This is a genomic window from Paenibacillus sp. 453mf (assembly GCF_900116105.1).
In the GTDB taxonomy this organism is placed as follows: Bacteria; Bacillota; Bacilli; order Paenibacillales; family Paenibacillaceae; genus Paenibacillus; species Paenibacillus provencensis.
Genome location: NZ_FPAC01000001.1, coordinates 1,317,629 through 1,343,228, shown reverse-complemented (window position 1 = coordinate 1,343,228; position 25,600 = coordinate 1,317,629). Strand labels below are relative to the sequence as shown.

General features: G+C 44.4%; 22 protein-coding genes. 5 read left to right on the top strand and 17 right to left on the bottom strand.

What is annotated here, in order from left to right; translation table 11 throughout:
- Positions 1-5: 5 nt before the first annotated feature.
- Genes BM415_RS06445 through speB (BM415_RS06435) form a run of 3 tightly spaced genes read right to left on the bottom strand, consistent with a single transcriptional unit; the run spans position 6 to position 3,650 of the window.
- The gene (locus BM415_RS06445) at positions 6-995 is read right to left on the bottom strand and encodes an ABC transporter ATP-binding protein (protein ID WP_091155877.1); all 990 of its coding nucleotides are present in this window, start codon (positions 993-995) and stop codon (positions 6-8) included.
- A 29-nt stretch (positions 996-1,024) separates the two neighbouring features.
- The gene (locus BM415_RS06440; protein ID WP_170862382.1) at positions 1,025-2,665 is read right to left on the bottom strand and encodes an ABC transporter substrate-binding protein; all 1,641 of its coding nucleotides are present in this window, start codon (positions 2,663-2,665) and stop codon (positions 1,025-1,027) included.
- Positions 2,649-3,650, bottom strand: a complete 1,002-nt coding sequence (gene speB, locus BM415_RS06435; RefSeq protein WP_091155873.1) for an agmatinase — start codon at positions 3,648-3,650, stop codon at positions 2,649-2,651. The genes BM415_RS06440 and speB (BM415_RS06435) overlap by 17 nt, the downstream gene beginning before the upstream one ends.
- A 346-nt stretch (positions 3,651-3,996) precedes the next feature.
- Here speB (BM415_RS06435) and BM415_RS06430 point away from each other — a divergent pair, with 346 nt between their 5' ends.
- Entirely contained in the window at positions 3,997-4,545 is a 549-nt protein-coding gene (locus BM415_RS06430; protein ID WP_091155871.1) for an ANTAR domain-containing response regulator, read from the top strand.
- 79 nt (positions 4,546-4,624) lie between these two features.
- Here BM415_RS06430 and speB (BM415_RS06425) read toward each other — a convergent pair whose 3' ends face one another.
- The 7 genes from speB (BM415_RS06425) to BM415_RS06395 form a co-directional block, all read right to left on the bottom strand.
- Positions 4,625-5,596, bottom strand: coding sequence for an agmatinase (gene speB, locus BM415_RS06425; RefSeq protein ID WP_091155869.1), 972 nt, complete (start codon positions 5,594-5,596; stop codon positions 4,625-4,627).
- Positions 5,597-5,812: 216 nt separating this feature from the next.
- A complete protein-coding gene (locus BM415_RS06420; protein ID WP_244533163.1) occupies positions 5,813-6,589 on the bottom strand; it encodes a kanamycin nucleotidyltransferase C-terminal domain-containing protein in 777 nt (258 codons plus the stop codon).
- A 178-nt stretch (positions 6,590-6,767) separates the two neighbouring features.
- Positions 6,768-8,381, bottom strand: coding sequence for a catalase (locus BM415_RS06415; RefSeq protein ID WP_091155866.1), 1,614 nt, complete (start codon positions 8,379-8,381; stop codon positions 6,768-6,770).
- Positions 8,382-8,582: 201 nt separating this feature from the next.
- Positions 8,583-9,338 carry an SDR family NAD(P)-dependent oxidoreductase gene (locus tag BM415_RS06410; RefSeq protein WP_091155864.1) on the bottom strand — a complete coding sequence of 252 codons (756 nt, stop codon included), beginning with the start codon at positions 9,336-9,338 and terminating at the stop codon, positions 8,583-8,585.
- A gap of 148 nt (positions 9,339-9,486) precedes the next feature.
- Entirely contained in the window at positions 9,487-10,566 is a 1,080-nt protein-coding gene (locus tag BM415_RS06405) for a Gfo/Idh/MocA family protein (RefSeq protein WP_091155862.1), read from the bottom strand.
- Positions 10,567-10,737: 171 nt separating this feature from the next.
- Entirely contained in the window at positions 10,738-12,690 is a 1,953-nt protein-coding gene (locus BM415_RS06400) for an amidase family protein (RefSeq protein ID WP_091155859.1), read from the bottom strand.
- 202 nt (positions 12,691-12,892) lie between these two features.
- The gene (locus BM415_RS06395; protein WP_091155858.1) at positions 12,893-13,753 is read right to left on the bottom strand and encodes an aldo/keto reductase; all 861 of its coding nucleotides are present in this window, start codon (positions 13,751-13,753) and stop codon (positions 12,893-12,895) included.
- A 194-nt stretch (positions 13,754-13,947) separates the two neighbouring features.
- Between BM415_RS06395 and BM415_RS06390 the strand changes: the two genes are divergently transcribed.
- Positions 13,948-14,775, top strand: coding sequence for an SPL family radical SAM protein (locus BM415_RS06390; RefSeq protein ID WP_091155855.1), 828 nt, complete (start codon positions 13,948-13,950; stop codon positions 14,773-14,775).
- Between the two features lie 271 nt (positions 14,776-15,046).
- Here the strand turns inward: BM415_RS06390 and BM415_RS06385 are convergent, their stop codons facing one another.
- Positions 15,047-16,513, bottom strand: coding sequence for a SulP family inorganic anion transporter (locus BM415_RS06385; RefSeq protein WP_091155854.1), 1,467 nt, complete (start codon positions 16,511-16,513; stop codon positions 15,047-15,049).
- A gap of 165 nt (positions 16,514-16,678) precedes the next feature.
- On the opposite strand from BM415_RS06385, the gene BM415_RS06380 reads away from it, so the two are divergent.
- Together BM415_RS06380 and csaA are read left to right on the top strand one after the other, a co-directional pair.
- Positions 16,679-17,227, top strand: coding sequence for a recombinase family protein (locus BM415_RS06380; RefSeq protein ID WP_091155851.1), 549 nt, complete (start codon positions 16,679-16,681; stop codon positions 17,225-17,227).
- A gap of 16 nt (positions 17,228-17,243) precedes the next feature.
- Positions 17,244-17,573: a chaperone CsaA gene (gene csaA, locus BM415_RS06375; protein WP_091155850.1), complete on the top strand. Its 330-nt coding sequence runs from the start codon at positions 17,244-17,246 to the stop codon at positions 17,571-17,573.
- A 134-nt stretch (positions 17,574-17,707) separates the two neighbouring features.
- Here csaA and BM415_RS06370 read toward each other — a convergent pair whose 3' ends face one another.
- The 4 genes from BM415_RS06370 to BM415_RS06355 all read right to left on the bottom strand — a co-directional run bounded on the left by BM415_RS06370 (position 17,708) and on the right by BM415_RS06355 (position 21,872).
- On the bottom strand, positions 17,708-18,853 hold the full coding sequence (locus BM415_RS06370) for a WD40/YVTN/BNR-like repeat-containing protein (protein ID WP_091155848.1): 1,146 nt from the start codon (positions 18,851-18,853) through the stop codon (positions 17,708-17,710).
- A 195-nt stretch (positions 18,854-19,048) separates the two neighbouring features.
- Positions 19,049-20,116: a glycosyltransferase family 4 protein gene (locus tag BM415_RS06365; protein WP_091155845.1), complete on the bottom strand. Its 1,068-nt coding sequence runs from the start codon at positions 20,114-20,116 to the stop codon at positions 19,049-19,051.
- A 6-nt stretch (positions 20,117-20,122) separates the two neighbouring features.
- The gene (locus tag BM415_RS06360) at positions 20,123-21,340 is read right to left on the bottom strand and encodes a glycosyltransferase family 2 protein (protein ID WP_091159096.1); all 1,218 of its coding nucleotides are present in this window, start codon (positions 21,338-21,340) and stop codon (positions 20,123-20,125) included.
- Positions 21,341-21,500: 160 nt separating this feature from the next.
- A complete protein-coding gene (locus tag BM415_RS06355; protein WP_091155843.1) occupies positions 21,501-21,872 on the bottom strand; it encodes a hypothetical protein in 372 nt (123 codons plus the stop codon).
- Positions 21,873-22,048: 176 nt separating this feature from the next.
- Here BM415_RS06355 and BM415_RS06350 point away from each other — a divergent pair, with 176 nt between their 5' ends.
- Entirely contained in the window at positions 22,049-23,293 is a 1,245-nt protein-coding gene (locus BM415_RS06350; RefSeq protein ID WP_091155842.1) for a sialidase family protein, read from the top strand.
- Positions 23,294-23,360: 67 nt separating this feature from the next.
- Here the strand turns inward: BM415_RS06350 and BM415_RS06345 are convergent, their stop codons facing one another.
- Complete coding sequence (locus BM415_RS06345) at positions 23,361-23,807, bottom strand: PaaI family thioesterase (RefSeq protein WP_091155840.1); 447 nt, start codon at positions 23,805-23,807, stop codon at positions 23,361-23,363.
- A 55-nt stretch (positions 23,808-23,862) separates the two neighbouring features.
- Positions 23,863-25,539 carry a long-chain-fatty-acid--CoA ligase gene (locus tag BM415_RS06340; RefSeq protein ID WP_091159094.1) on the bottom strand — a complete coding sequence of 559 codons (1,677 nt, stop codon included), beginning with the start codon at positions 25,537-25,539 and terminating at the stop codon, positions 23,863-23,865.
- Positions 25,540-25,600 lie beyond the last annotated feature (61 nt).

Below are 25,600 nucleotides of genomic sequence, written 5' to 3'. Positions count from 1 at the left end.
CGAATTCACCCCTCGATCTTGGACAAATTGTCCGTCATCATTGGATACCAGCATCTTACTTTGTGAGCTGCTTTAATCTCTGTAAGTGGAGGAAGTGAATTACACAGTTCCCCAGCTTTTGTGCATCGCTTCATGAATCTGCAGCCTGTAGGCATCTCTTGCAGGGAAGGAACCGATCCTTGAATAGAGTGAAGCCTCGCGTCATCCATCTCAATATGAGGGATGGATTCCATCAAGCCATTGGTATAGGGGTGAGCGGGATGATCAAACAGCTCGAATACTTCCGCTTCCTCAACTACCTGACCGGCATACATGACGATAATTCGATCCGCCATCTCTGCAACCACACCTAGGTCATGGGTAATCAACATGATTGAAGTACCGTATTCGGAGCGAATATCTTTAATCAGCTGGAGAATTTGGGCTTGAATCGTCACATCCAGAGCTGTCGTTGGTTCATCCGCAATCAGGAGCTTCGGTTTACAGGCAAGAGCCATGGCAATCATAACCCGCTGTTTCATTCCACCTGATAATGTATGGGGATATTGACCAAGAATCTGCTCTGCTCTCGAAAATCCAACTTGCTTAAGTAAGGATACTGCGTGCTCTCTGGCTTGTTTAGTGTTCAAACCCAAATGCATCCGGATAACCTCAATTAACTGATTTCCGATCGTAAAAACGGGATTTAGCGAGGACATCGGGTCCTGAAATATCATGGAGATATCTTTGCCCCGAAGTTTAATTAGCTCAGCTTCTGGAAGCTCCGCCAGTTCCTTATCCTGGAACCGAATGGATCCGTGCGATATATAACCGCTGCGCCCAAGCAAGCGCAGGATGGATAGAGATGTTACACTTTTTCCACAGCCAGATTCGCCAACGATACATAAGGTCTCACCTTCTTGAAGAGAGAAGCTGACGTCATCAACGGAAGTCACTTCTCCTGTTTCTGTACGGAAATTGGTTTTCAGCTCTCGAACCGTCAGTAATTCGTTCATGCTGCACCTCCTTCGATTATTGCAGATCTTTATCTACGTTCCCATGTGTTGACGTCATAGTGCATGCCATCGACGACACCACCCTTGCCGTTGATGTCCTCTCCTATTGCCACGAGGTTATACTCTGAGTAAACCGTGATGAGTGGAACATCCTCCTGAATGATATTCTGAAGCTTGTCATAGATCTCACTCCGTTTCTCAGGGTCCGTCTCTGCCATGCCCGCATCAAACAGCTTGTCTACATCCGGATTGTTATATCGCATATCGTTAAGAGCTGCAGTTGATCGGTAGACCGTTGCCGGCCCATCCGGATCGATAATGCTCCCGAAACTGCTGAGCGCAAGATCGAAATCTCCGGAAACAAGCTTAGATACCGTTGTCGGAAAATCGAAATTGACCTGATTCACCTTCAGGCCTATTGCCTGAAAATTTTGTTGAATAATATTCCCTGCCATTTCTCGTGTTCTATCTCCTGTTGGAACAATAAGCTCAATGGGAGTATTCATGTCGAACCCTGCTTCAGCTAACATTTGTTTGGCAAGTTCTGGATCGTAGGAATATTTGAGGATATTCTCGTCATGGTAAGGATGGCTATTCGAATAAGGACCGTCTTGCAGCTCTCCTGTTCCAGGCATCAGCTGATCTACAATCATCTGACGATCAATTGCGTAGGCAAGAGCTTGGCGCACTTTTTTATCGGGGAACCGTTCGGTATTAATTTCGATGGAATTATATCTACGGGTCTGCTCTTCAAGCGTCTTTAGTCCATCAATTGATTTGACCGTGCTCCACTCCGTAGCCGGAATGTTTCCGACGCCTTGCGCAGCATTCATATTGAGCTCACCTGACTTTAATTGGGCGACCATATTGGCAGCTGGCATAATTTTAATAAATATTTTCTCTATCTTCGGCTCTCCCCGGTAATAATCTGGATTGGCAGCCAGCTCAACATAAGATTTGTTCTCATACTTAACAAAAGAATACGGTCCGGATGTTACATTGGGACTACGCCAAAACGGATGTTGGTTCAGTTCCGCAGGGTTCACGTCAGACAATACATGCTTAGGTACAATCAGCACATCTGAGAAGCGTTCATATACGAGATTGGGATCAACCGGGGTTTTGGTGCGCAGCTCCAGATGCTTGTCATCAATGACTTTAATGGATTCGAGCTTGTCCGTTCCTTCCGGCAGCATTCCTTTCTCATTCAGACCATCCAATGAAAAAATAGCACTCCGCTGGGTAGTTATGGTGTTTGGATTTGCAATCAGATTGATCGTAAATTCAACGTCTTCTGCTGTGATTGGTTCACCATCTGTCCAGTTTGCATCGGGATGGATAGCAATTTTGAATGTTTGATTATCCTCTGTATCAAAAGACTCTGCCAGCTGAAGGTCAAATTGAAGCGGTCCTGTCGTCTTGATCAAACTGTCAAAGAAATAACGATACGTAAATACAGCACCGCTCGACCCACTGCCATCCGAATCAATCGGGTTAAACATAAGCGGAGGATTGGTGATTCCGATAGTCAATTGGTTTGCTTGTGAAGTACTACCACCGGAAGACGCACCCACTGCGGTTACGGATCCTTCTCCCTGCGAGCCGCAGCCTGTTATTAATAGCATGCATAACAGGGGGTATAATGCCATTTTTTTAAACCATTTTCTCATAAGACACATCCCCTTCCACCTTAGTCACCAGTTCCGAGTTATCTCTACGCTTTACCGCAAGCAAGCTGATAAACTCGAACCCAATATTAGCTGCATTCAGTGCCGTCACTTGACTTGGATCACGGTCAGGCAGAACCTCTACCAGATCAAAACCAATAAAATCAATACCTGCCAAGCCTCTCAGCATCTTCTGAGCTTCATAGGTTGTAAAGCCTCCGACCTCTGGTGTTCCCGTTCCAGGCGCATAGACCGGATCAAGAAAATCAATATCAAAGGTAAGGAACACCGGGCGATCTCCGACACGCTCTTTAACCTTGCGACAAAGTTCAGGAATAGTTAAATCTCTGACATCATCTGTCGTCAACACCTCAAAACCCATAGCTCTAGCTTCCTCCAGCCCTCCTGCACGGTACGTTGTTCCTCTCATTCCCATCTGGATTGAATGATAAGGATCAATTAGACCCTCATCTACTGCATAACTGAAAACAGCTCCATGCGACCACATTCTTTCCGGATGTTTGGATCGTCCAGTATCGGAATGGGAATCGAAATGCACCAAACATACAGGACCATGCTTCTTGGCTGCTGCTCTTAAGTGGGGTAATGATATGGAATGATCTCCTCCCAGCAATATCGGTACTATACCTGCTCCAAATACTGGAGTCAGCTGATCTTCAATTGCCTGATAAGACTGTTCGATATAGCCTGGATGAACGATTAGATCCCCATAATCTACTCCTGATAAATATTCAGAAATATCAATCTGGTGTACGGGAGAGATGGGCCTGATCCGCTGAGACATGCTACGAATCGCTGATGGTCCGAACCTAGCACCAATTCCATAACTGACACCCGTGTCAAACGGAACGCCGATTACGGCAAAATCAACGTCTACTTCCAGGTTCTGAACATAAGGCAAATGCATAAAAGTATGGATTCCTGAATACAACGGTTTCCCCATTTCAATCTGTGGACGATATTTCATCTTCATCTCACTCCATTCTATTTTCTAAGAAAAAAGCAAAAAGAGGCCGCTTATGATTAAGCGGCCTCTTTGCCATAGACAAACATCCCATTCCAGAGGATGCATGCTTGTATGCAGTTGTGTAATGCAATTATAGAAACAGGAATTAGTTATGTCAATATGTTTAACATATTATCTTGAAAATTATTGTTTTTTGTACAAATATGTCATGTTACTTTACCTAATCTGTTGACTTTTAAATAGATGTATTATATAAATTATCATTAATCAGGTTCATTCATCTTTGTACATACACAAAACACGAAAGCTGTTGTCTCAATTCCTACTTCGAGGTGATGGGTAAATTATGAAACCAAGATTATTGCATGTTCATGATATCCCGACGAACAAATGTCAAGTTGATGTCAAGCTTAAGGAACTAGGTTATCGTGTTGAGTCTGTTGAAGCTGAATGTATGGGAGAACTTACACAGAACAGGTTTGAAATGATCATCCTCGATTTGCCTGCTTGCCGACTGAAGAAATGGCTTCATTCTGCTAACTCCTTATTTTCTTTCCCTATTCTGTGGTGGTGCGATGAACGAAAACCAGCTACCGCCGCTCCCCATGAGAAGCTCGACGGCGTGCTTTGCTCAGGTATGAATGACAATGAACTTCAATGGTCATTGCTCATAGGAGTAAAGAACTATCAGATGCGGGTCCATTTGGAACGTGAGTATCGTTTCTTATCTAGCAAGCTTGATGAAATCAAGCGTGTTGAAAGCGCCAAGCTGTCACTTAGCAGGCAGAAAAATATAAGTGAGAACAAAGCCTATGAAATGATGCGCACACAAGCAATGAATGAACGGAGAAAATTAATCGAGGTCGCTGATTCTGTACTAAGTCAGCCTATATGATATGACATTAAGCAGCCCTAACAACCTTAATACATCCGCTGAATATGCTTCAGCGGATGTTTTTTTATAAAACACGAAGTTAGACAGTCATAGATTCTGCAGCCAATCGGTTTTGGCTCCGGCGATGTATAGCTAGAAGTGTAATAAACTCCGATACAATCGTGGCCGCGTTAAGAGCCGTTACCCTTGTTGGATCACGGTCGGGCAGCACTTCGACAAGATCACATCCGACAATATGTATTCCAGCAAGTCCTCTTAGCATCTGAATTGCTTCATAAGTCGTAAATCCCCCGACTTCAGGCGTACCAGTACCTGGTGCATACACCGGATCAAGAAAATCTATATCAAAGGTTAGAAAGACAGGCGTGTCTTTCACTCTGTCCTTCACTGTTTGACACAACTGCTCCGTCCCCATACTCTTCACATCATCTGTAGTAAGGAGGTCAAAACCAAGCGCACGAGTTTCTTCATAATGGGTTAAGCTCGAATGCCCCCGCATTCCCATTTGAATTGAGGTCTGAGTATTGATCCAGCCTTCTTTAGCTCCATGATAAAACATATTACCATGAGAAAACTTACGTGTATCATCCATAGGTTCCCAGGCATCCGAATGGGAATCAAAATGAACCAGGCTGATGGGACCATATTTGGCTGCAGCAGCCTTCACATGTGGATAGGATATGGAATGGTCTCCTCCTAGAATAATGGGAACAATACCGTTATCGTAGACTGGAGCAAGCTGCTCTTGAACGGTTTCATACGTCTGTTCAATATAACCAGGATATATGGAGAGGTCCCCATAATCGATTCCAGACAAATACTCGCTGCTATCAATCCCTTGAGCAGGATTTGTCGTTCTAATTCGCTGTGACATTTCCCGAATCGCCGACGGACCAAATCTTGTGCCCACTGCGTAACCCGCGCCAGTATCAAAAGGATTGCCGATGATTGCATAATCGACATGATCCAATGTCTTGATATGCGGAAGATGCATAAATGTGCGGATTCCTCCAAATGCAGGTTTGCCTTTCTCTGTTAAAGGTCGATACATGTACAACACTCCTCTAATTGATTATTAAAAATGCATAATTAAACAAAAAGAGCCGCTCCCTTATCTTCTTAGATAAGCAAGCGGCTCTATTGCCGATCAAGTAGCAGCCCCGTCTCGGAAAGACTACTTGAGATATGCATTTGTTGTGTAAGTAATATAACAAACAATGGAAATATGGTCAATACAGTGATTAAATTATATATCTAAAGAACTATATTATATCGAAAGTTCCTTGCTGACATATACAATACCCAGCTGTAAATACCACTCGTTTAATCCCGTCCATAAGTCTTCACATAGATGATAAAGCCCCTCTTTGTTCCGCAGATCCCCCTCGATTACTTTCGCAACGAGCGCTTGATAACCAGAAGGAATAGATGGCATGAGAAGAGATTCTTTATATGTCGCAGCCCTGGTACTGTAATATTGTTTATTTGCAAGACCGATCAATTTTGCCGTTTGCCAGGTTATATCATAAGCTGCACGAGAGAGATAAGTAAGGTCACCATTGTTATAGCAATTACGAATTTTGCCCATCGTTTCGTACGGTTCCCAGATCATGAATTCACGCATTATCGTCTTTATTTTTTCATCAGATATCGATAATTCCAATTTCTTCACTGTAGCAAAGAAACCTTCCGGGTCGTACAAGGAAATGATATGAACGAAAGCTCCATACCAAATCGCCCAGCTGTCATCCACACGTCTTAATTTAGCCAGCCATTTTGTCCGTTCTGTAACTCCAATTTCCAGTTTGAATGGCGGATACACGATCTCAAGCTCAGCAATGCTTGTACCATCTTTGGTTACAACGTGAAGCTCAATATCGGAATACGCCCCATCTGAGTGCTGTCCAATGGAACCATATACTCCAATCGCTATAATAATGTCTTCATGCTTAGCCAGAAGCCTGTCTTTGATCTGTTCTATAAATCTCCACTTTTCTTCCCTGGATGTATTATAAGGATAAGCTAGAATTTTGATCCCCTCCATGTGATCTAACGAAACTACGTTTCCATCTTATCATACAGCATAAAAAATCCCTCAACAGCATGAATATGGTTCATGTGTTGAGGGTTACTTTATTTTTCAGACCCAAGAGAACTTGCGCCTATGTATTTCATTAACCACTGATGACCGCACTCAGTCAGCTAACATGTGCAAGCAATCCTTAATAAGGATCCTGTTCATGTCCTTTTTGAATTGCCTCATCCACTGCCTGAGGTGCATCATTGGCTCCAAGCGGATGTGTCTGTGAGACACTATTGTTGTCACCCATCATTTTGATCTTCTCTGCGATGCCTTCTCTCAAGCGGCGGCCATAGTCTTCATCAGCCTGCTCCGCAAGAGCAATCATCTTATCTTGAATATCCTTCGGACAGATGGCAATGTCATTCACCATGTTGCTGATCAGCTCATCTTTTTCCCACTGCTCAAAATCACGGTAGGTTTGGCCTGCCTGCTTCGTATTGTCATTGCGATCAATTGACTCCCGCACGAGATGGCCTTCAACATATGGTGTGTGCTCTTTGCCCGTCTGCTCCGCTTCCTTCAATCCGCCCATACTGGATGGCTCGTAGTTCACATGCAGGTTCTGCCCAGGTGCCTTATCGTTGTAATAACGAAGCTGTCCGCCCTCCTGGTTGGTTGCGACACGCTTCTTCGCGGCATTAATCGGCAGCTGCAAATAGTTCGCACCTACACGATAGCGCTGTGTATCGGAATAGGAGAAGGTTCGCCCCTGCAGCATTTTGTCATCCGAGAAATCAAGTCCGTCCACCAATACCCCTGTACCAAAAGCAGACTGCTCCACTTCATTGAAATAGTTCTCAGGAGACTTGTTCAGCACCATGCGGCCAACCTTTTTCCATGGGAACTGATCATTTGGCCACAGCTTTGTGTCATCAAGCGGATCAAAATCAAGCTCTGCATTCGGACCATCCTCCATGATCTGCACGAACAGCTCCCACTCAGGGTAGTTACCATTCTCGATGGCCTCGTACAAATCCTGTGTCGCATGGTTGAAGTTCTTTCCTTGAATCTCCTCAGCTTCCTTCGCAGTGAGGTTCTTAATACCTTGCTTTGGCTCCCAATGGTATTTGACCAGCACTGCTTTACCTTCTTGATTCACCCATTTGTATGTGTTAACTCCCGAGCCTTGCATCATTCGGTAGTTAGCTGGAATTCCCCATGGAGAATAGACAAACGTCACCATGTGAAAGGATTCCGGCGAATTGGCACAGAAATCGAAGAACCGTCTCGCATCTTGAATATTTGTCACCGGATCTGGGCGGAAGGCATGGATCATATCAGGAAATTTCATCGCATCTCGTATAAAGAAGATTTTGAGGTTATTCCCAACAAGGTCCCAATTGCCATCCTCTGTATAAAATTTAACTGCAAATCCCCGTGGGTCACGTACGGTTTCAGGCGAGTGCAATCCATGTACCACGGTAGAGAAACGCACAAAGACCGGGGTCTGCTTTCCTTTTTCCTGAAACAGCTTAGCACGAGTGTACTTGGATATGGGCTCATCTCCGCATGTACCATAGGCTTCAAAATAACCATGTGCACCTGCTCCTCTGGCGTGTACAATTCGTTCCGGCACTTTTTCCCGGTCAAAATGACTGATCTTTTCGATAAAATCGTAGTTTTCCAGTGTAGCGGGTCCCCGGTTGCTGACGGTTCTAATATTCTGATTATTCGTAATCGGATGGCCTTGTCGATTCGTTAAAGTTCCCTCGTCTTCTATGTTCGTTCTTGGATCCGTATTATTTGTATCCAACTCATGTACCTACTTTCCTATAGTATGGGTTAGGTCAAGCCTACCCCTTGTATATTTTCCACAACTGGAATTTTTATTCTGATAATTAATGCATAAATTAGAAGCATAGGGTACAGAATGGCAACCTTACATCACAAAAAACCCTTCTCAGCAGCATAGCCGAAAAGTGTTATCGATTACTGTGTATTGTAGTTACATGAATTACATCGCACCCATACCGCCATCAACGCGATACTGCACACCAGTAATAAATGCACTATCGTCGGAAGCAAGGAATAATACAAGATTAGCAATATCACTGGATTCCGCATAGCGTCCGAGCGGGATGGATTTCGCCAACGTCTCTTGATCCGTATGCATCCCCGTTTCCAAGGAACGCATCATACGTGTGTTGACAGGTGAAGGATGAATGGAATTTACCCGGACATTTTTGCTGGCTACTTCGAGCGCCGTTGCCTTGGTCAGTCCTACAACCGCGTGCTTGGAGGCAATATATGGCGTTACCCCAATGCTGCCGCTTAAGCCGGCAACGGATGAAGTGTTGATTACACTACCATAGCCTTGGTTGACAAGCACCTTAAGCACATGCTTCAATCCCAGGAAAACACCTCTGACATTAACAGAGATTACTTTATCGAAATCCTCAACCTTTTGTTCCATGATCGGCGCAACTTTTCCTTCAATCCCGGCGTTGTTGAAGAAAATATCAATTTTGCCAAATTGATCAACAGTCGCTTTTACATACTTCTCAACATCCGCTTCATTTGATACATCTGCTTGTATTGCGACGATTTCTCCGAGGGATGACAACTCCGACTTCACGGTATCCAGTGCATCCTGCATAAGGTCCACAATAACAACTTTTGCGCCTTCCTTAAGAAAAAGCTCTGCTGTTACTTTACCGATTCCGCCGGCCCCTCCCGTAATGATCGCCACTTTGTCTGTTAATTTAGCCATTTTCGCATGTCTCCTGTCAGTCATTTATATTCTGGTATATAACTTGACTTAAGTAATTTACCCAAATGACAGAAAAATACGAGGTTTTCGTTGAAATAATGAACCATTTGTGTATTGGGAACAACGGAGTCTGTTTGGCGAGTGCTGCTCACCTGCTTGACCACGGCATAATTTCAGTGACGACCTCTTGGCCTTCTTTAATCGATCTCTTCATCATAAGGGATAAATAATGATCCTGCGCTGCCTTTGCAAAACTATAGAATGACGGTCCCAGATCTAACGCGTACAGACCCATCTTATACATGCTTGTCGCAACAGCAATCTCATCGTCTGACAGTCTTCCACTCTCAAATCGATTCTCATAGATCATCTCCGACTCAAACTGAATTCCACGGTGCGCGTATCCTTCCAGATTCCCACCATGCCCTGTATCTATTCTTCTCAGTAGGGACGTGATTGGCGTTCTGAAATCCTTCAGATAAGTCGCCTCATCATTGACGATTTCTCCACGGTCGCCGCGAACCAATATCCGATCCCCCCGAATCCATGAGAAATATTGAACATTTGAAAAATCAAACACCGCTGTTTTCACTCCAAATTGAAATATTGCCAGCTCTTGAACGGACTGCACCTTCTCTTCGGATTCAGGCAAGCCCTGTCTGTCCGGTCCTTTCACAATTGGACTTGTCAATTGATGTCCTGTGATTTTTGCCTTCTCATAACCGACACCTAGCAATTCCCTGATCAGGCTTATTCCATGATACCCGTGGGCGGCTGATACTTGAACATGAGATACTTCACCAAGGATGCCGGACCGGGCGAGACGAATTCTGGCTGCATGCATAGGCTGATATAAGTACTGCTCTGCAATTTCCACCTTAGCATTTGAAGGCAGCTCCTCATGCAGCTTCAATAGTCCGTCAATATCTGGTGCAGGAGGAGTCTCTGCGAGTACAGGAATTCCCTGCTTGCTCATCTCGGCTATGTAATTCGGATTGGCATCCCAAGGTACGGAAATAATCGCATACGAATAATCCCGCTTCTCTAAGAATTGATCCAATGTCGTTACGCTTGGTATGCCCCATTTCTTTTGAAATCTGTCTGCCTTAGCTTCATTTCTGACCAGCACTCTGCTTACTTCAAACAAATCCGGAAGCATTGCAGCAATTCGCAGAAAAAATTCAGCTCTCCATCCAGCCCCAATAACAGCGAATACGATTTTATTCATCTCTCATCCTCAACCTTCCATTTCATATAAGACCGAAGCTATCAGAACTCATTTTACCTGATCCATCATATTTATAACACAGCGTCTGAGGGAATGACTCAGCTGCCTGATTTGACACACAGAAAAAACAGCGGAATCAAAAGTCCGCCGTTCGTTCACGTTCACCGATCTTTAGGGAGTTAACGCAGGAGCAGTACGATGCTTGGTATGCTGTTCATAGGAATACGCAAGCTTAATTAGTGTAGGTTCACTGAAAGGCCTCCCGATAAAATCCAATCCAACCGGCATGCGGTCAGATGCTCTGAAGCCAGCCGGAACCGTTATTGTCGGGTACCCTGTGAAAGAGCTGAGTTTAAATCCGTCGCCAATCGTTTGCTCATCCCCAATATCAGAAACGGGATTGGCTGATGTAGGAAAAATAAGGGCATCCAGATCATAATCGGCCATCATCTTAAGTACGGCATCCTGTGCCAATTTCGTACGATAAAGAACAATGTCTTTGTATGATTCATCTTCAAGGGATTCCCGATTATTGCGTTCAATGAGCTGTGTCTTCACAGATTCATCGTACAAACCAGAATCAATAATTGCGGCAAGGTCCTCATACTCACGATCCTCTCCCAGCGTTTCGAGATAATCATTAAACTGGAATTTGAACTCCCATCCGCTGAGGCTCGCATAACTGTTGATCTGCTCAAAGTTAGGAATTTGAACATCATCTATTAATACTGCACCTTGATCTCTCATATCCTGAATTGCCTCATCTATTACATAATTGATATCTGGATCGGAACCAAACACTTCACGGACAATTCCAATTCTTGCACCACGGAGTCCCGCGGGGTCCAAATAATGGAGATATGATTCCGGAATGCGGTCGATACTTGCTGCTGTCGTCACATCATCAGGGTCATAACCTACTGTAGCGTCAAGTATCGCAGCAGCGTCAGCAACAGTTCTTGCAATCGGCCCCCCTGTATCCTGTGTCAATGCCAAAGGCATGATCCCGTCACGACTTGATAAACCAATAGTAGGTCGAATACCGACCAGATTATTGAATGAAGCCGGCACCCGAATTGAACCCCCGGTATCACTTCCCATTCCTGCCGCGGCAAAGCTCGCCGCGATCGATGCACCCGTCCCCCCACTTGATCCTCCTGGTACTTTGGATAGGTTATACGGATTAAGCGTCTGACCAGACACCGAGCTTACTGTTGTATACCCAAATGCAAATTCATGCAGGTTAGACTTCGCTAATATGATTGCGCCGGCTTCTTTTAGCTTCTCTACTTGATAAGCGTCATCCACGGGAATACTATCTACTAATGCTAACGAGCCTCCCGTTGTCGGCATATCCGCTGTATCGAAATTATCTTTTAGAATAATAGGAATGCCATGCAGTGCTCCTCTTGCTCCACTTTGTCCACGCTCCGTATCCAGCTCTTCAGCAAGCTCGTCCGCCTGTTCGTTGACGGAAATAATAGAGTTAAGCTTCGGACCCTGTGCATCGTATTTTTCGATTCGCTCCAGATACATATCCACCAGCTCTTTCGAGGTGACTCTTCCGGAAGTCATAGCCTTCTGCAAATCCGAGATGGATGTCTCTGCAACACTCACCGGCTGTAAATATTGATAGAGCCTGAGGGCAACAATTGCTGCATCTTCCTTGGTGAGTGGTTTGCCATAACCATATGTATACTCAGCAACTCCCTTCATTAGGCCCGCGGTAGTGATTACACCGATAGAGCTTGCATAATAGCTGTTTATCGGAATGTCCTGATACATCATTTCTTCAACGTAAGGTACATCAATGATCTCATCCAATAAGAGTGCTGCAATTTCTCGGTTAATCTTGCCCGATTGCGGAACTTCCGTAATAAGGCGCTCCGATCCTGCTTCTTTCGCCGCTAGATTAATGAGCTCAGCAAACTGTTCTGTACTGATGGTCTTTACCCATTCTTTCTCTGCAGTCCATTCACTCGGAGCCCAGTCTAGGTTCAGAAAATCAGTCAATTCCGTGTTTACAGATGCTGCTGCTTCACTCTCGCTGGGAAAGCCTGCCACTGGGAGCAGCAGCCCGCCAGCCAAGAGAACACTCATTATTCGCTGTTTGCCATTCCTCATACTTATAATCCCTCACTCTCAATCTATTTGTGTTATTAAAATTAACATATACTAGACTGATAGTATTGTAAATAAGGGAATTTAAGTAATATTTTGGCTGATTATAGGTAGATTGAATTACTTCGAAACAAAACAAGAAGATCTATGTCATGTTTAATAACATATATCTTCTTGTTGAATCATTTATACAAAAGCCTCCTTACTAGATCATCTCGAGCGGTACTTTATGATCTGGCTTCGGGAATGCTGAATCCAAGTCCTTGAGATCTTCTTCAGTTAGCTGCACCTCATATGCAGCAGCGTTCTGTTTCACGTGCTCCTCCTTGGAGGATTTAGGTATGGCGAGTACTTGGCCGTTCCGAATACTCCAGGCAAGCATCAATTGAAGTGGTGTAATACGATGCTTCTCTGCGACTGCCTGCACAGTCCCATTGCCAATAATTTCACGCCGCAATGTACCTCCCTGCGCAAGTGGAGAATAGGCCATGATTGGGATCTGACGCTCGGTCTGCCATGGCATTAGATCAACCTCAATTCCCCTCGAGCCGAGGTGATATAATACCTGATTAACCGCACAGTTACTGCCTTTAGATATGGAGAGGAGTTCCTCCATATCGTCTGTATCCAGATTGGAAACACCCCAACGCGCAATTTTGCCGTCCTGTACAAGCTTCTCCATTCCTTCTACGGTTTCAGCAAGTGGTACGTCTCCTCGCCAGTGGAGCAAATACAAATCCAGGTGATCTGTCTTTAGTCTGCGCAAGCTTTGTTCACATCGGGTAATGATCCGGTTTCGTCCTGCATTATGCGGATATACTTTGGAGACGAGGAATACTTCTTCCCGTATGCCCTGAACAGCTTCCCCTACAAGGGATTCTGCCAGGCCCTCGCCATACATTTCTGCGGTATCAATAACATGCATTCCCAGTTCTACACCAAGACGCAGTGCGGCAATTTCTTCATTTCGTACAGAAGGATCATCTCCCATATGCCAAGTTCCTTGCCCAATTGCAGGAAGCACGGTTCCATCTGCCAGCTTGATTGTATTTCGCTTGATCATCATTACATCTCCTTTTTATGCTGTGATATGACTTCAAATAATGTAGGTAATTGTGGATTATCCGGCTACGCCTTTTATACCCGAATGTCATAACTTATAACCTAACTATTTAAATCAAATAACAAGAATGTATGTTCCTATATTATGATTCATGTATTATAATGGAGTATGTTCTTTAAGAATCGAGGTGATCATCTATGCCGAAGAGAGATATTCAATATTTATATAAGACTCCAAAGACGCTCATGAACAAAGGGACGGGATTCCTGTCCGGATACAGCCATACGTTAAATCCGTATACAGGTTGTACGTTCGGATGCTCGTATTGCTATGTACGACGAATGCCTGTATCTATATTTCGCGGGTCGGAATGGGGAACTTGGGTAGATGTTAAGCAGGAAGCGTCATCTGTATTTCTCAAGGAATTAAAGCGCGCTAAGGCTAAGGGTCCAGTTACGATCTTTATGTCATCCAGTACAGATCCTTATCAGCCCATCGAATATAAGGAGCAGATTACTCGTTCGCTGCTCGAAGTGATGTGCGAATCTCCGCCTGATTTTTTACTGGTGCAAACCAGAAGCCCCCTCGTCACGCGGGATATAGATCTATTCACAGCACTAGGAGACAAAGTTCGTGTCAGTCTTACGATCGAAACAGATCTTGATGAGGTCAGAAAACATTTCTCTCCCTCAGCTACTCCTATTGCCGCTCGTTTAAAGGCACTGAAGGAATTAACGGAGACAGGTATTCCGACTCAAGCAGCCATCGCCCCAGTTCTGCCCAGCAGTGAGGCATTTGCTTCCAAGATTTATAATATTACCAATCGTGTTACCATTGATGATTACTTCATGGGAGATGGCAGCGGCGGCAAAAGAACAAGACAACTGGGAATCCATACTTTGTATAATGAAATCGGTTCAACAGAGTGGTATAACTCAGCTGCATATCAAGTCGTCCTTTCTCGAATGAGAAAAATTTTTCCAGAAGATTGTGTATTTATTAGTCAACAGGGTTTTGAGCCTTAGAATATACGCAAGGAGGTCCTGCTCTGCATACGCAGCAGAGCAGGACCTCCTTATTATTTCATCAAGTATATCACTCTTGATCCTAACTACTTCACAACAAGGAAGGGACAATGTACATTCTTCACTACTTTATGACTAACACGACCAAGCACCTTATGATGTAACATAACGAGTGAGGAGGAATATCAATGTACTAACGGATCTTACTGGCTGCAGATGGTTCTGAGAATTCGCATCGTATTTCCTGCAGAGCATTTAAACCGCACCTGTCTTAATGTGTACTCAATTTTCCCTTGCTATCTGTAAATACCGCCAGCTTATCAATCATACGCTGACTTGCTTCATTCAGTCCGGTCAGTCTTACTTCATTGTTATTCTCCCTGTATTTCAAGATGACTTTATCAATCGCGCCTACAGCGGAATCATCCCAAATATGAGAATTGGAAAAGTCGATCACTATGGCGCGGTCTTGTACAGACAGGTCAAACGATTGCTCAAACGTTGTTGTAGAAGCAAAGAATAATTGCCCTTTAACTTTGAACACCTGTTTCTTGTCACCCTCCGTTTTCTCGATCACTTCCAGTTTGGATATCTTCGCCACGAAGAACACAGCGCTTAAGATGACACCGGCAATGACGCCTTTGGATAGATCATGAGTAGCAACGACAATAATGACTGTAACCAGCATGACAAGTGCGTCCGAGCGGGGCGCTTTTTTCAAATATTTGAATGAAGACCAATCAAACGTCCCGATACTTACCATCACCATGATTCCAGCTAGAACGGGCATCGGCATCAAGACAACTAGATCGCCGAGTACAAGAATCAAGAACATGAGGAATAGTCCGGCCACAAGCGTAGACAATCGGCTGCGTCCGCCTGACTTGACGTTAATCATGGATTGACCGATCATTGCACATCCTGCCATACCACCGAAGAAGGCTGTTACAAAGTTGGCTATTCCTTGGCCCCTTGCTTCACGGTTCTTGTCACTTTGAGTATCTGTCATATCATCTACAATAGATGAGGTAAGCAGAGATTCGAGCAAACCGACAATTGCGAGCGCAAAAGAATATGGTAATATAATCTGTAGTGTTTCTAAAGAAAATGGCACGTTCGGGATCAGTAATGACGGCAAGGTCTGTGTGATGTTCCCCATATCTCCTACGTTCTGAAGACTAAATCCCGTAAATACGGATACAACAGTTAACAATACGATGGCAATCAGTGGTGCAGGAATGGCCTTGAAGAATCGAGGCACAACGTATACGATGAGCAGCGTGATTCCGAGGAATACATAGGTGGCTCCATTAATTCCCCAGAAATAAGGGACCTGCGCCATAAAGATGAGAATTGCCAGTGAATTGACAAAGCCAATCATAACGGCACGTGGGATAAATTTCATCAGTGAAGCCACTTTGAACACGCCAAGCAGAAATTGAATAATACCTGTTAAAATGGTAGCCGCGAGCATATACTCGATTCCGTGCTCCCTAACCAGGGGAGCGAGTACCAGGGCCATAGCCCCTGTCGCTGCAGAGATCATCGCTGGTCTGCCCCCAGCAAAGGCAATAATTACAGCGATACAGAAGGAAGCATACAAACCGACCATAGGGTCCACGCCGGCAATTAGCGAGAAGGCAATGGCTTCCGGGATCAGGGCAAGAGCAACAACAATACCGGACAGAATATCAGCTCTTACATTAAAAAACCATGTTCTCTTTAGATTTTCTAACACTCTTTCTCCACACCTCTTTGTATATTTTTAAATGCCTGACTTTTAAGTCTCATAAAAGTCAAGTCACGATAAACAGCAAGTCTATCAATACCTTCGTTAGTTTATCACGAATCGTTCCAAAATGGAACCTTTTTGAGACTAGTGAATGTCCAAGGAGTTTTATTCATGTTAATCGGATATGTAAGACCTTATCAGGATGATTTACTATGTAACGATCAGCAAGCCATATTGGCACAATATGCCTGCGATTATATCATTGCCGAGGAGCACGGCTCTGCCAAGAAGCGAACCGGGTTGTATGGTCTATTGGACAAGCTCGAGTCTGGCGATCATATCGTGGTAGCTAAATTATTTGCCCTAGCGGATTCAACCAGACACCTTGCCGAATTGCTCGATGAGCTCAGCAATAAAGGTTGCTATCTTATTTCAGCAAAAGAAGGCATCGATACAAGTGCTTCTCCGGGATTGATCTTTCAAGAGATGGTGCACCATCTGCTCGACTTTCAAAGCGATGTGATCAGTGAAAAGACAAAAAAAGGACTCTATGAAGCAAAACAGAAGGGAATAAGACCTGGGCGCCCCAAGAAGCCGGACGAAAATGTCAAAAAAGCGATCGTCATGTATCAAAGCAATCAGTACAGCCTAGCTCAAATCAAAGATGAAACAGGAATCAGCAAATCTACACTGTATCGTTATCTTGATTCCGAAAATTAAACATGGAGGATATAACATGGCAACCATTGATGACTTCTTAAAGCTGGATATCCGTATCGGCACCATTGTTAAGGCAGAGGCTTTTCCGGAAGCAAGGAAGCCCGCAATCAAGCTGGAGATTCATTTCGGAGAACTAGGTATCAAGCATTCCTCTGCACAAATTACGAAACGATATACGCCCGATGAATTAATCGGGAGGCAAATCGCTGCAGTTGTAAACTTTCCTCCGCGCCGAATCGCCGGATATGTATCCGAAGTACTCGTACTTGGCGGCATTCCCGAGGCAGGCGATGTTATCTTGCTCAGACCGGATGAAGAAGTGCCCAATGGAACACCGATCGCTTAAAAAAGTTGATCTCATACCTCACAGAGGAGCAGACATTGGATGATTAATCCCAATCTGCTCCTCTGTTAATCCACTCTGTAAATTCATATCGTATTACTCTCATTAGCTTTATCTGTCTTGCCGAGTATGATGAATCAATCGTTAGGCTGCTCCAGCACCAAGACCTCGGTCCAATGTTGACCTCCGTCTATCGTTCGATAGATCGCAGGATGCGTTAAGCTCGTATCCGCCATCCAGCCTGACTTAATATTCGTGAATGAAATGACACTACCATATCCTTCAATAGAAGGCTGGTTAGTCCACGTCTTTCCCCCATCAAATGAGCTTCCGACACCGATCTTCTCACCTGCCGGCGAGAATCCAGCAAGATAGGCCGCTCCATTCACCAGTGATAAATTCCTAGGATGCCCGGCAGGTGCTGCAGGACCGACATCGATATACCCTGCAGAGTTACCCGGCGCAGGTCCAGCTCCAGCTGTATCTTGACTGATCACTTTGTAGAAGCTCTGACCTGCATTCCTCGAAGCATACAAGGCGTAGGATTGCTGAGACATACCAGCTCCTCCATTCAGTCTCACCCATACCTCCTGACCGTTCACAGCAATTTCGCCGCCACTGACTGACTCGGATGCAGCGGAGAGCCGAACATCCCAATCCTTGCCACCATTGGTCGTTTGATGCAGCTTATATCCGTATCCCGGATGAACCGTTAGTGCATATCCTTTCTTCGGATCAGAGAATACAGCATATCTTGTGTTAGTTGGGGTTGCAATCTTGCTCCAGCTGCTGCCTCCATCGGAGGTGTAGTAAGTGTATGCCCTTGAGAAGCCAAACCCTTGATCCTTCTCCCGGAAATCGATTCGCTGCAGATACATTGACCCTGTCCTTATCTTGAGTAATGATTTTCCGCCATCATCCGTATACAATAATGCGTTCGGACCCCCACTTGCTGATTTCGCAAGCGCGTAACCCTCTCTATTGTTGATGAAATCAAGCTGAGTAAACTGCCATGTGCCTGAGTAAATGTTCTGCCAGTGATCACCGGCATCCGATGTACCGATCATATATCCATTGCCTGCTGCTCGTCCCGTCGTTCCGTTTAGAAACTGAATATCACTGATATAGAAGCCTTCTCCTCCTGCAGGCTTATTTCCCGTGAGTGCACTCGTATCCTCCGCTGAAACAGTACCCATAACAGCCATGGATCCTGTCAGAGCCAACGTTAATGTTAATTTAGTTATTCTAGCGAATGGAGCTAATCTTCCGTTTGTTCTTCCCATGATCAATTCTCCCCTTTTATATCAACAACTTAGATCCTGAATTTGTGAATCCCGAATCCATATAGTTATTTAACCAATTAACTTCATTTCTTATTACCATCTTTCTAGATTGTCCAATTTAGATCTTGAAGCATCGCATGACTAAAAAGACGGGAGAAACGATCCCCCATCTCGTATCACGATTCAGTTCAGAAACTATGTCGTTAGCTTAGATACCATGGACTGAAATTGATTGCAGTAGATAGAGGTAGAAAATTCGTTTTTAATATGCTGCTCAGCAGCGGAAATTATCTGGTTCCTCAAGTCCCGATTTCTCATTAAGGTCAGAGATTCACCAACTGCATGCATAATATCTCCGAGGTTGTAATATTTGCCTGTTACATTATGCGTAATAAGCCGCTTTACTCCATCCGAATCGGTTGATAGTACCGGACATCTGCATAGCATCGCTTCCGCAACTGCGTAACCAAAGCCCTCTCTAATAGATGTTGAACACAAGAATCCCCCTGAATCTCCAATTATCGATAGATAGTCTGCCATTTGCTCATGCGGGATATTGGAATATCGAATTAACCGTTCAGACAAGTTTAGTGTACGTACGCTAAATTCGAAATAATCTCTTTGCGAGGGATCAGATAGTGTATCATCATCAAACATCCATAAATATAGGTCTGGAATCTGTTTTCTTAATTCAAAACCTATTCTTAAGTACTCGGTCCAATTCTTGTTCTGTTCGATACGGCCAATCCAGCCGATAATCGGAAAGGGTTTAACAGGGTATGAGACATATCCAAAATGCTCTGTATCGAGAGGATCATCAAAACAGAACTGCGGAATTTCAGGAAAGATTTGCTCAAACCATTGCTTTAGGTGCGAAGTTCGGGGATATAACAACGCGTCTGCAAATTCTCGAATACTTGGATCGAATACCTTAAGCAGTTCAAGAGCAGTATCTGTTGTACCCAGACCTTGAATCTCAAAGACAGCTTTGCCACGAAAGCCCATTTCTTTTATCTTTTGAAGCAGGTGAATGTCTGTGCAAACGACGATCATGTCATAATTCTCTGACTCAATGATGCGTTTAATTTCCTCATTATCGTTGGTTACAAATGTTTTTATCCCTTTTATATTTTTGCGGCCTTCACCATCAACAGCATATAATAGATGGCATTCATATCCACGATCCATAAGTGCCTTGCTTCTCACACGATTTAACGTTTCCATACCGCCGCTCGGATTAAAAAATGTAAAAAGTATTTTCATCTTCCACTACCACGCATTCTTATATTTAAATTTTAATGCCTGTTCTAGATGCTCGGTTTTGAACATTTCATTATAGTAATCAAGCTTCTGTGGTAAATAAGGGGAAAAGCGATAACCGATTTGAGAATGATCTGGTGTGTAATAATTGGACATCACGCTAGGCTCGGACTTGGATAATTCATTTAGCAAGGTTTCCATCTCCATAACGTCTGTCGTACAAGCATTGCCCAGGATCATCGTATAAGGCGTTTGAACCATCTGGACGGCAATGAGACTTGCTACATTTTCGTTCACTGTGGGATACCACTTGAAATCCGTTATTGGATGGGGGACTTCGGACAACAGCGTTTGAACACTCTGATCTGTGGTAAGATCCAGTACATAACAGTAGTAATTGCTGAAACTTTGCTCGTACAAGTTCTCCAATCTCATGAGGGATGCTTCGTTTGCCATGCTTATGGGAAACAATACCGTCACTTGAGGCTTCATTTTTCTTCTTGATCGAGCCAAATGACGAGCCAAATGATACGTGTATCTCCATCTTCGATGCTGCTCACTTGATTTAAGTGTCGCCGATACGCTAAAGGTCGAATTCACTCTGTAGTCCATCAATTCGACGGGAATGTAGCGGATCTCGCAATTTTCCGTCAAACGGAGCCAATAATCATAATCCTCTACAGGTACAAGATGATAACCATCAATCATTTTGGCATACTTTGTTTTATACATAAACGAAACACCGATAATCGATGAATCTAGCAGCTTCTCCTTTGGCCTGCTCTGGTATTTACGGAGCGCTGCCAGCTGGTGTTCATTGTAAAGACGATTCCCCATATTATCTATGGACTGGAAAGAGCTGTAAACTAGCCCCAGTTCGTCTGAACCCTTTTTCAGTTTCTTCCGCAAGGTTTCCAGAAAAAAGGGGTAGTACACATTATCACTTGAGACCCACGTCAAGTACTCTATATGTTTGTCCAAGAACAAATACTGGAATCCGGTATTAAGCGCATGCGCAACACCTTGATTATTGGCGTAAGCTACGATTTCAACACGCTTATCTCCCTTTACTATGCTCTTGACCAGCGGTTCCATCTCTGGCGCACCGTCAATAACAATCACCATTTTGAATTTACTAAAAGATTGGTTTAACACGGATTCCAATGCTTCTTGGAGAAATTCGGGCTTTTGTATATATACTGGCATGACCACACCTAAATCAACCAAGCCCACTCACCTCTGCTTCCGCACATTTAGTTATATTGTATGAATCGTTCAACCAATGGATTGTGCGGCTATCCCCATTCCAATAATTCAGATAAACTCAAATAACCCATTGTTATCAACAATGGGCCAATCATGAACAAAACAGAATTTATCTTTAAATTTATAAGGACAATGCACTGATCGGTGTTAGTTCCGATTGAAGGACGCCTTGCTCTGTTACCAGATTACCAAATTCATCTAATCCGTAAGTGGAAATTGCCGCTTCGGTGAGCGTCGTATTAATATTGTATTGCACTTCATACGCCACATTTCCTGCAATATTAAAAGAGCGAATGTCTGCACTACGTGCAGCGACCGAATAACTGGATACATATAATGGTGTCAGTGTCAAAGTCGAGATGGGAACAACAAATACCGCTACGATGATATTGGCAACGGAGGTTCCTACATTACGAACACTAACTACAATGTTCGTAGAAGCTGTACCAGAGGCTCTTGTATTTGTAATTAGTCCCGTTGTATAGACCGGCATATATTTCTCCTCCTTTCATCTTACACTATCATTCATATTCAAAAGATTCAGAGAGTTATAGACAAACACCTTTACATGTGCGGATTTTAGTAAAAATGGGTGTTGTCTCAAACAAAAGCTAGGATGTGAAAATAGAATAAGACAAGATAAAACTATTTAAAGCGAGGGGATTACAGTTGACCAATTTTAACTTTCAGGTAACTCCTGTTGGTAACCCTAAATTTGAACCCAGTGTAGCAGTAAACCTTCTGATCCCTGGCATTATGGTTGCTACTGCAGTGGATACAACGACAGGAGTCCCGTTAATTGGGGTGTACCAATCCTTAAACGGTGGATTTTCTTGGTCCAATGCCCTCCTGCCCCTACCTCCCGGATTTACAGGAGCAGAGGCATCAGCCGTTGCTTATGCCTTTCCTAATACATTTGTCATTACTGCGCATGCTTTCCCTGGTGCATCTGATGGGACAGCGATCATTTATATTTCAACCGACAATGGGGCAACGTTTAGCGCACCCAGAATTGTAAATCAGGGATATGGTACCTATATTAATAATGATGAGACCAATGTAATATGCGATACAGCGCAGTCCAGTCCTTATCTAGGAAATATATATGTCACATATAATCACCAATTCAATGTAGCCAATGGTGGAAACTCAACGGCATTCTTCAGCCGCTCCACAGATGGAGGGAACACTTGGCAAACCCCCATACTACTATCTAGTGAAGCTGATCAAGTGGAGCGCCCGGAAGTTGCCGTAGGTCTAGCTGGAATAGTATATGGGGCCTGGATTACAGTTGATCCGTCTGCACGCTTTGTTATTCGCCGTTCGTTGGATGGGGGAGCCACTTTTGAACCACCAGTGCTTGTTTCGATGATTTCACTTGTACCCATTGTGCTTCCTGTTACCGGATACGGCTTCCGCGTTCTTACCTTTGCCAGTATTTCAACTGATCGCTCTATAGGTCCTTACACAGATGCAGTTTATGCGGTATGGCAGGATTATCGACTTGGGTACTCGGATATATTCATGTCGATATCTACTGACCTCGGAGAAACATGGTCTGAACCCGTAAGTATTACTGGGGCACCTACTGGATCACAAAACTTCTTCCCTTCCGTTGACGTAGATCCACTCACTGGAGTAGTCAATATCATATATTACAGCAACCAAATTGATGGGTTTAATCTCGATGTATACGTTGCCCGCTCCATCAATGGAGGTCAAACTTTTACCAATACACGTATCACGAACGTCTCTTTTAATCCCAACGGCTCAAGCCCCACTCCAGTTCCATTAATTGGAGATTATATTGATATTATTAGTGTGCCTCCAGGGGGCTATATTGGAGTGTGGACAGATACCAGTACCGGAGCTCAAAGCATTTTCTCAGGATACTCGGATATTGTCATTACTTGAATCCACCAAAAATAGATCATTCGTCATTTAACGAATGATCTATTTTTTCGCTTATGCCTCTGCGGCCCTATTTCAGCCTAAAGGATGCAGTGCTAAGTGCAATCAGCTCTCCTCGTGAATTAGTAATTCTCGATTCCGCCGTAATGGATCGACCGGTTTCATGTACAATTTTGCCGGTAACCGTAAGATACTCTTGCTTGGCAGGCATTACAAAATGTACGTTCAGATTGCTGGTAACACTGGGACGATTCGGATATTTCAGCATGACGGCAACGCCCATCGTGTTGTCCAATAAGGAAGACAGAACACCACCGTGGACGATTCCCATGAGGTTCAAATGATGTGGAAGCGGATCAAGCGACACGACGACTTCATCACTTCCAGCATGCTCAAGTTTACATCCCAGATAACCCCAAAACGTGGATTCTGCTGCCTTTGTAATCGACTCAATGTACTCCCTTTGTTCGTCTGTCTGACCACGGGCATCCTCTTGTTCATGATCTATCCTGACCACTGCTCTCCCTCTCTTCTGTATTCATGTAACTATCTTGGGACTGATGGACATTGATTTATGCTGTTGGCTGCTCTTCTTCCTCCTCGAGCAATTTCCGCCTTAGCACTTTGCCCACCATCGTTTTAGGCAGTGACTCTCTAAATACATATTGCCTTGGCACTTTATATGCCGCCAATTGACTGCGACAGAACTGTTCGAGAGAAACCGGATCAGGCTCTGCTCCATCCTTAAGCACAATATAAGCCTTAACCGACTCTCCACGATAACTGTCCTTCACCCCAACAACCACGGCTTCCTTCACAGAGGGGTGCTCATACAGCACCTCTTCAATTTCCCTCGGATAGATATTGTATCCGCTCGCAATAATCATATCCTTTTTACGGTCAATGATCGTAAAGTAACCCTCTTCATCCATCGTAGCCATATCACCTGTGAAGAGCCAGCCATTCCGGATCGCATCAAAGGTCTCTTCCGGTCTTCCCCAGTAGCCCTTCATCACTTGAGGACCTTTGACAATCAGCTCACCCGGTTCTCCGACAGGCATTTCCTCTCCTGTTTCGGGATGGATCACTCTTGCCTCCGTATCAGGAAAAGGAATGCCGATGGTGCCTATCTTGCGTCTGCCCCATATGGGATTGGCATGAGTTACGGGAGATGCCTCCGTTAATCCATAACCTTCAATGAGACGTCCCTTCGTCATCTCCTCGAATGTATCCTGAACCTCTACTGGAAGCGCAGCCGATCCGCTGATACAAGCATTAATTGACGATAGATCATACTCTTTGATCCTGGGATGATTGATGAGGGCAATATACATGGTTGGAGCTCCCGGAAATAGTGTTGGCTTCTTCTTACGAATTAGATTCAGTATCATATTGACTTCAAATTTTGGTACCAATATCATCAGCCCAGCTCTGTAAATAGCCTGATTTAATACACATGTCAGTCCGAAGACATGAAAACAGGGCAGTGCCGCCAAATATCGTTCTTTGCCATCCTGGGCCTGGTGGCACCAGTTCCCGGACTGGATTGTATTTGCGATCAGGTTCTTATGGGTGAGCATCACACCCTTCGGTACACCCGTTGTACCTCCCGTATATTGGAGCTGCGCCAATTCTTCCTCCGCATCGACCGACTCCAATATTGGATCCGCAGCTGCGCTTTTGATCAGTTTTGTAAAGGAATGGACTTGGTTATTGTAAGGAATTACAGGCAATAGTCCCTCCTTTTTGGCCTTTATAGGATAGAGCCACTTCTTAATCAACGGAAGGTAGTCTTTAACACCTGTAATGATCGTGTGCTTGATCTCCGTTTCCTGCACAATGTTCTCAACCCGGGAATAGAAGGTATCCAGTGTAATGATCAGCTTCGCTCCGGAATCCTTCATCTGGTAGGCAAGCTCGCGTTCCATATATAGTGGATTGGTCATCACCGCTACGCCGCCAATCAGCAGCGTACCATAATAGGCAATGACCACCTGGGGACAATTGGGCAGCATAATGGCTACCCTGTCTCCTTTCTTCACTCCTAAGCCTCGCAGCACGTGTGCCATTTGATATGACAACATTAGCAGACTCTTGTAGCTAATCGTCTTGCCCATAAAATACATCGCAGGCCGATGGGGAAACTTCTGTGCTGACGTGACCAGAAACGCGGCCAAGTTCTGATTCGGATACTCATAAGATGGGGCCACTTCGGCCTCATAAAACGGCAGCCAGGGCTTATCGTTCATGACAATCATCCCTTTCATTCTCTTTCATCGAGAATGCTTCCTCGCTGACCTACTCCTCATC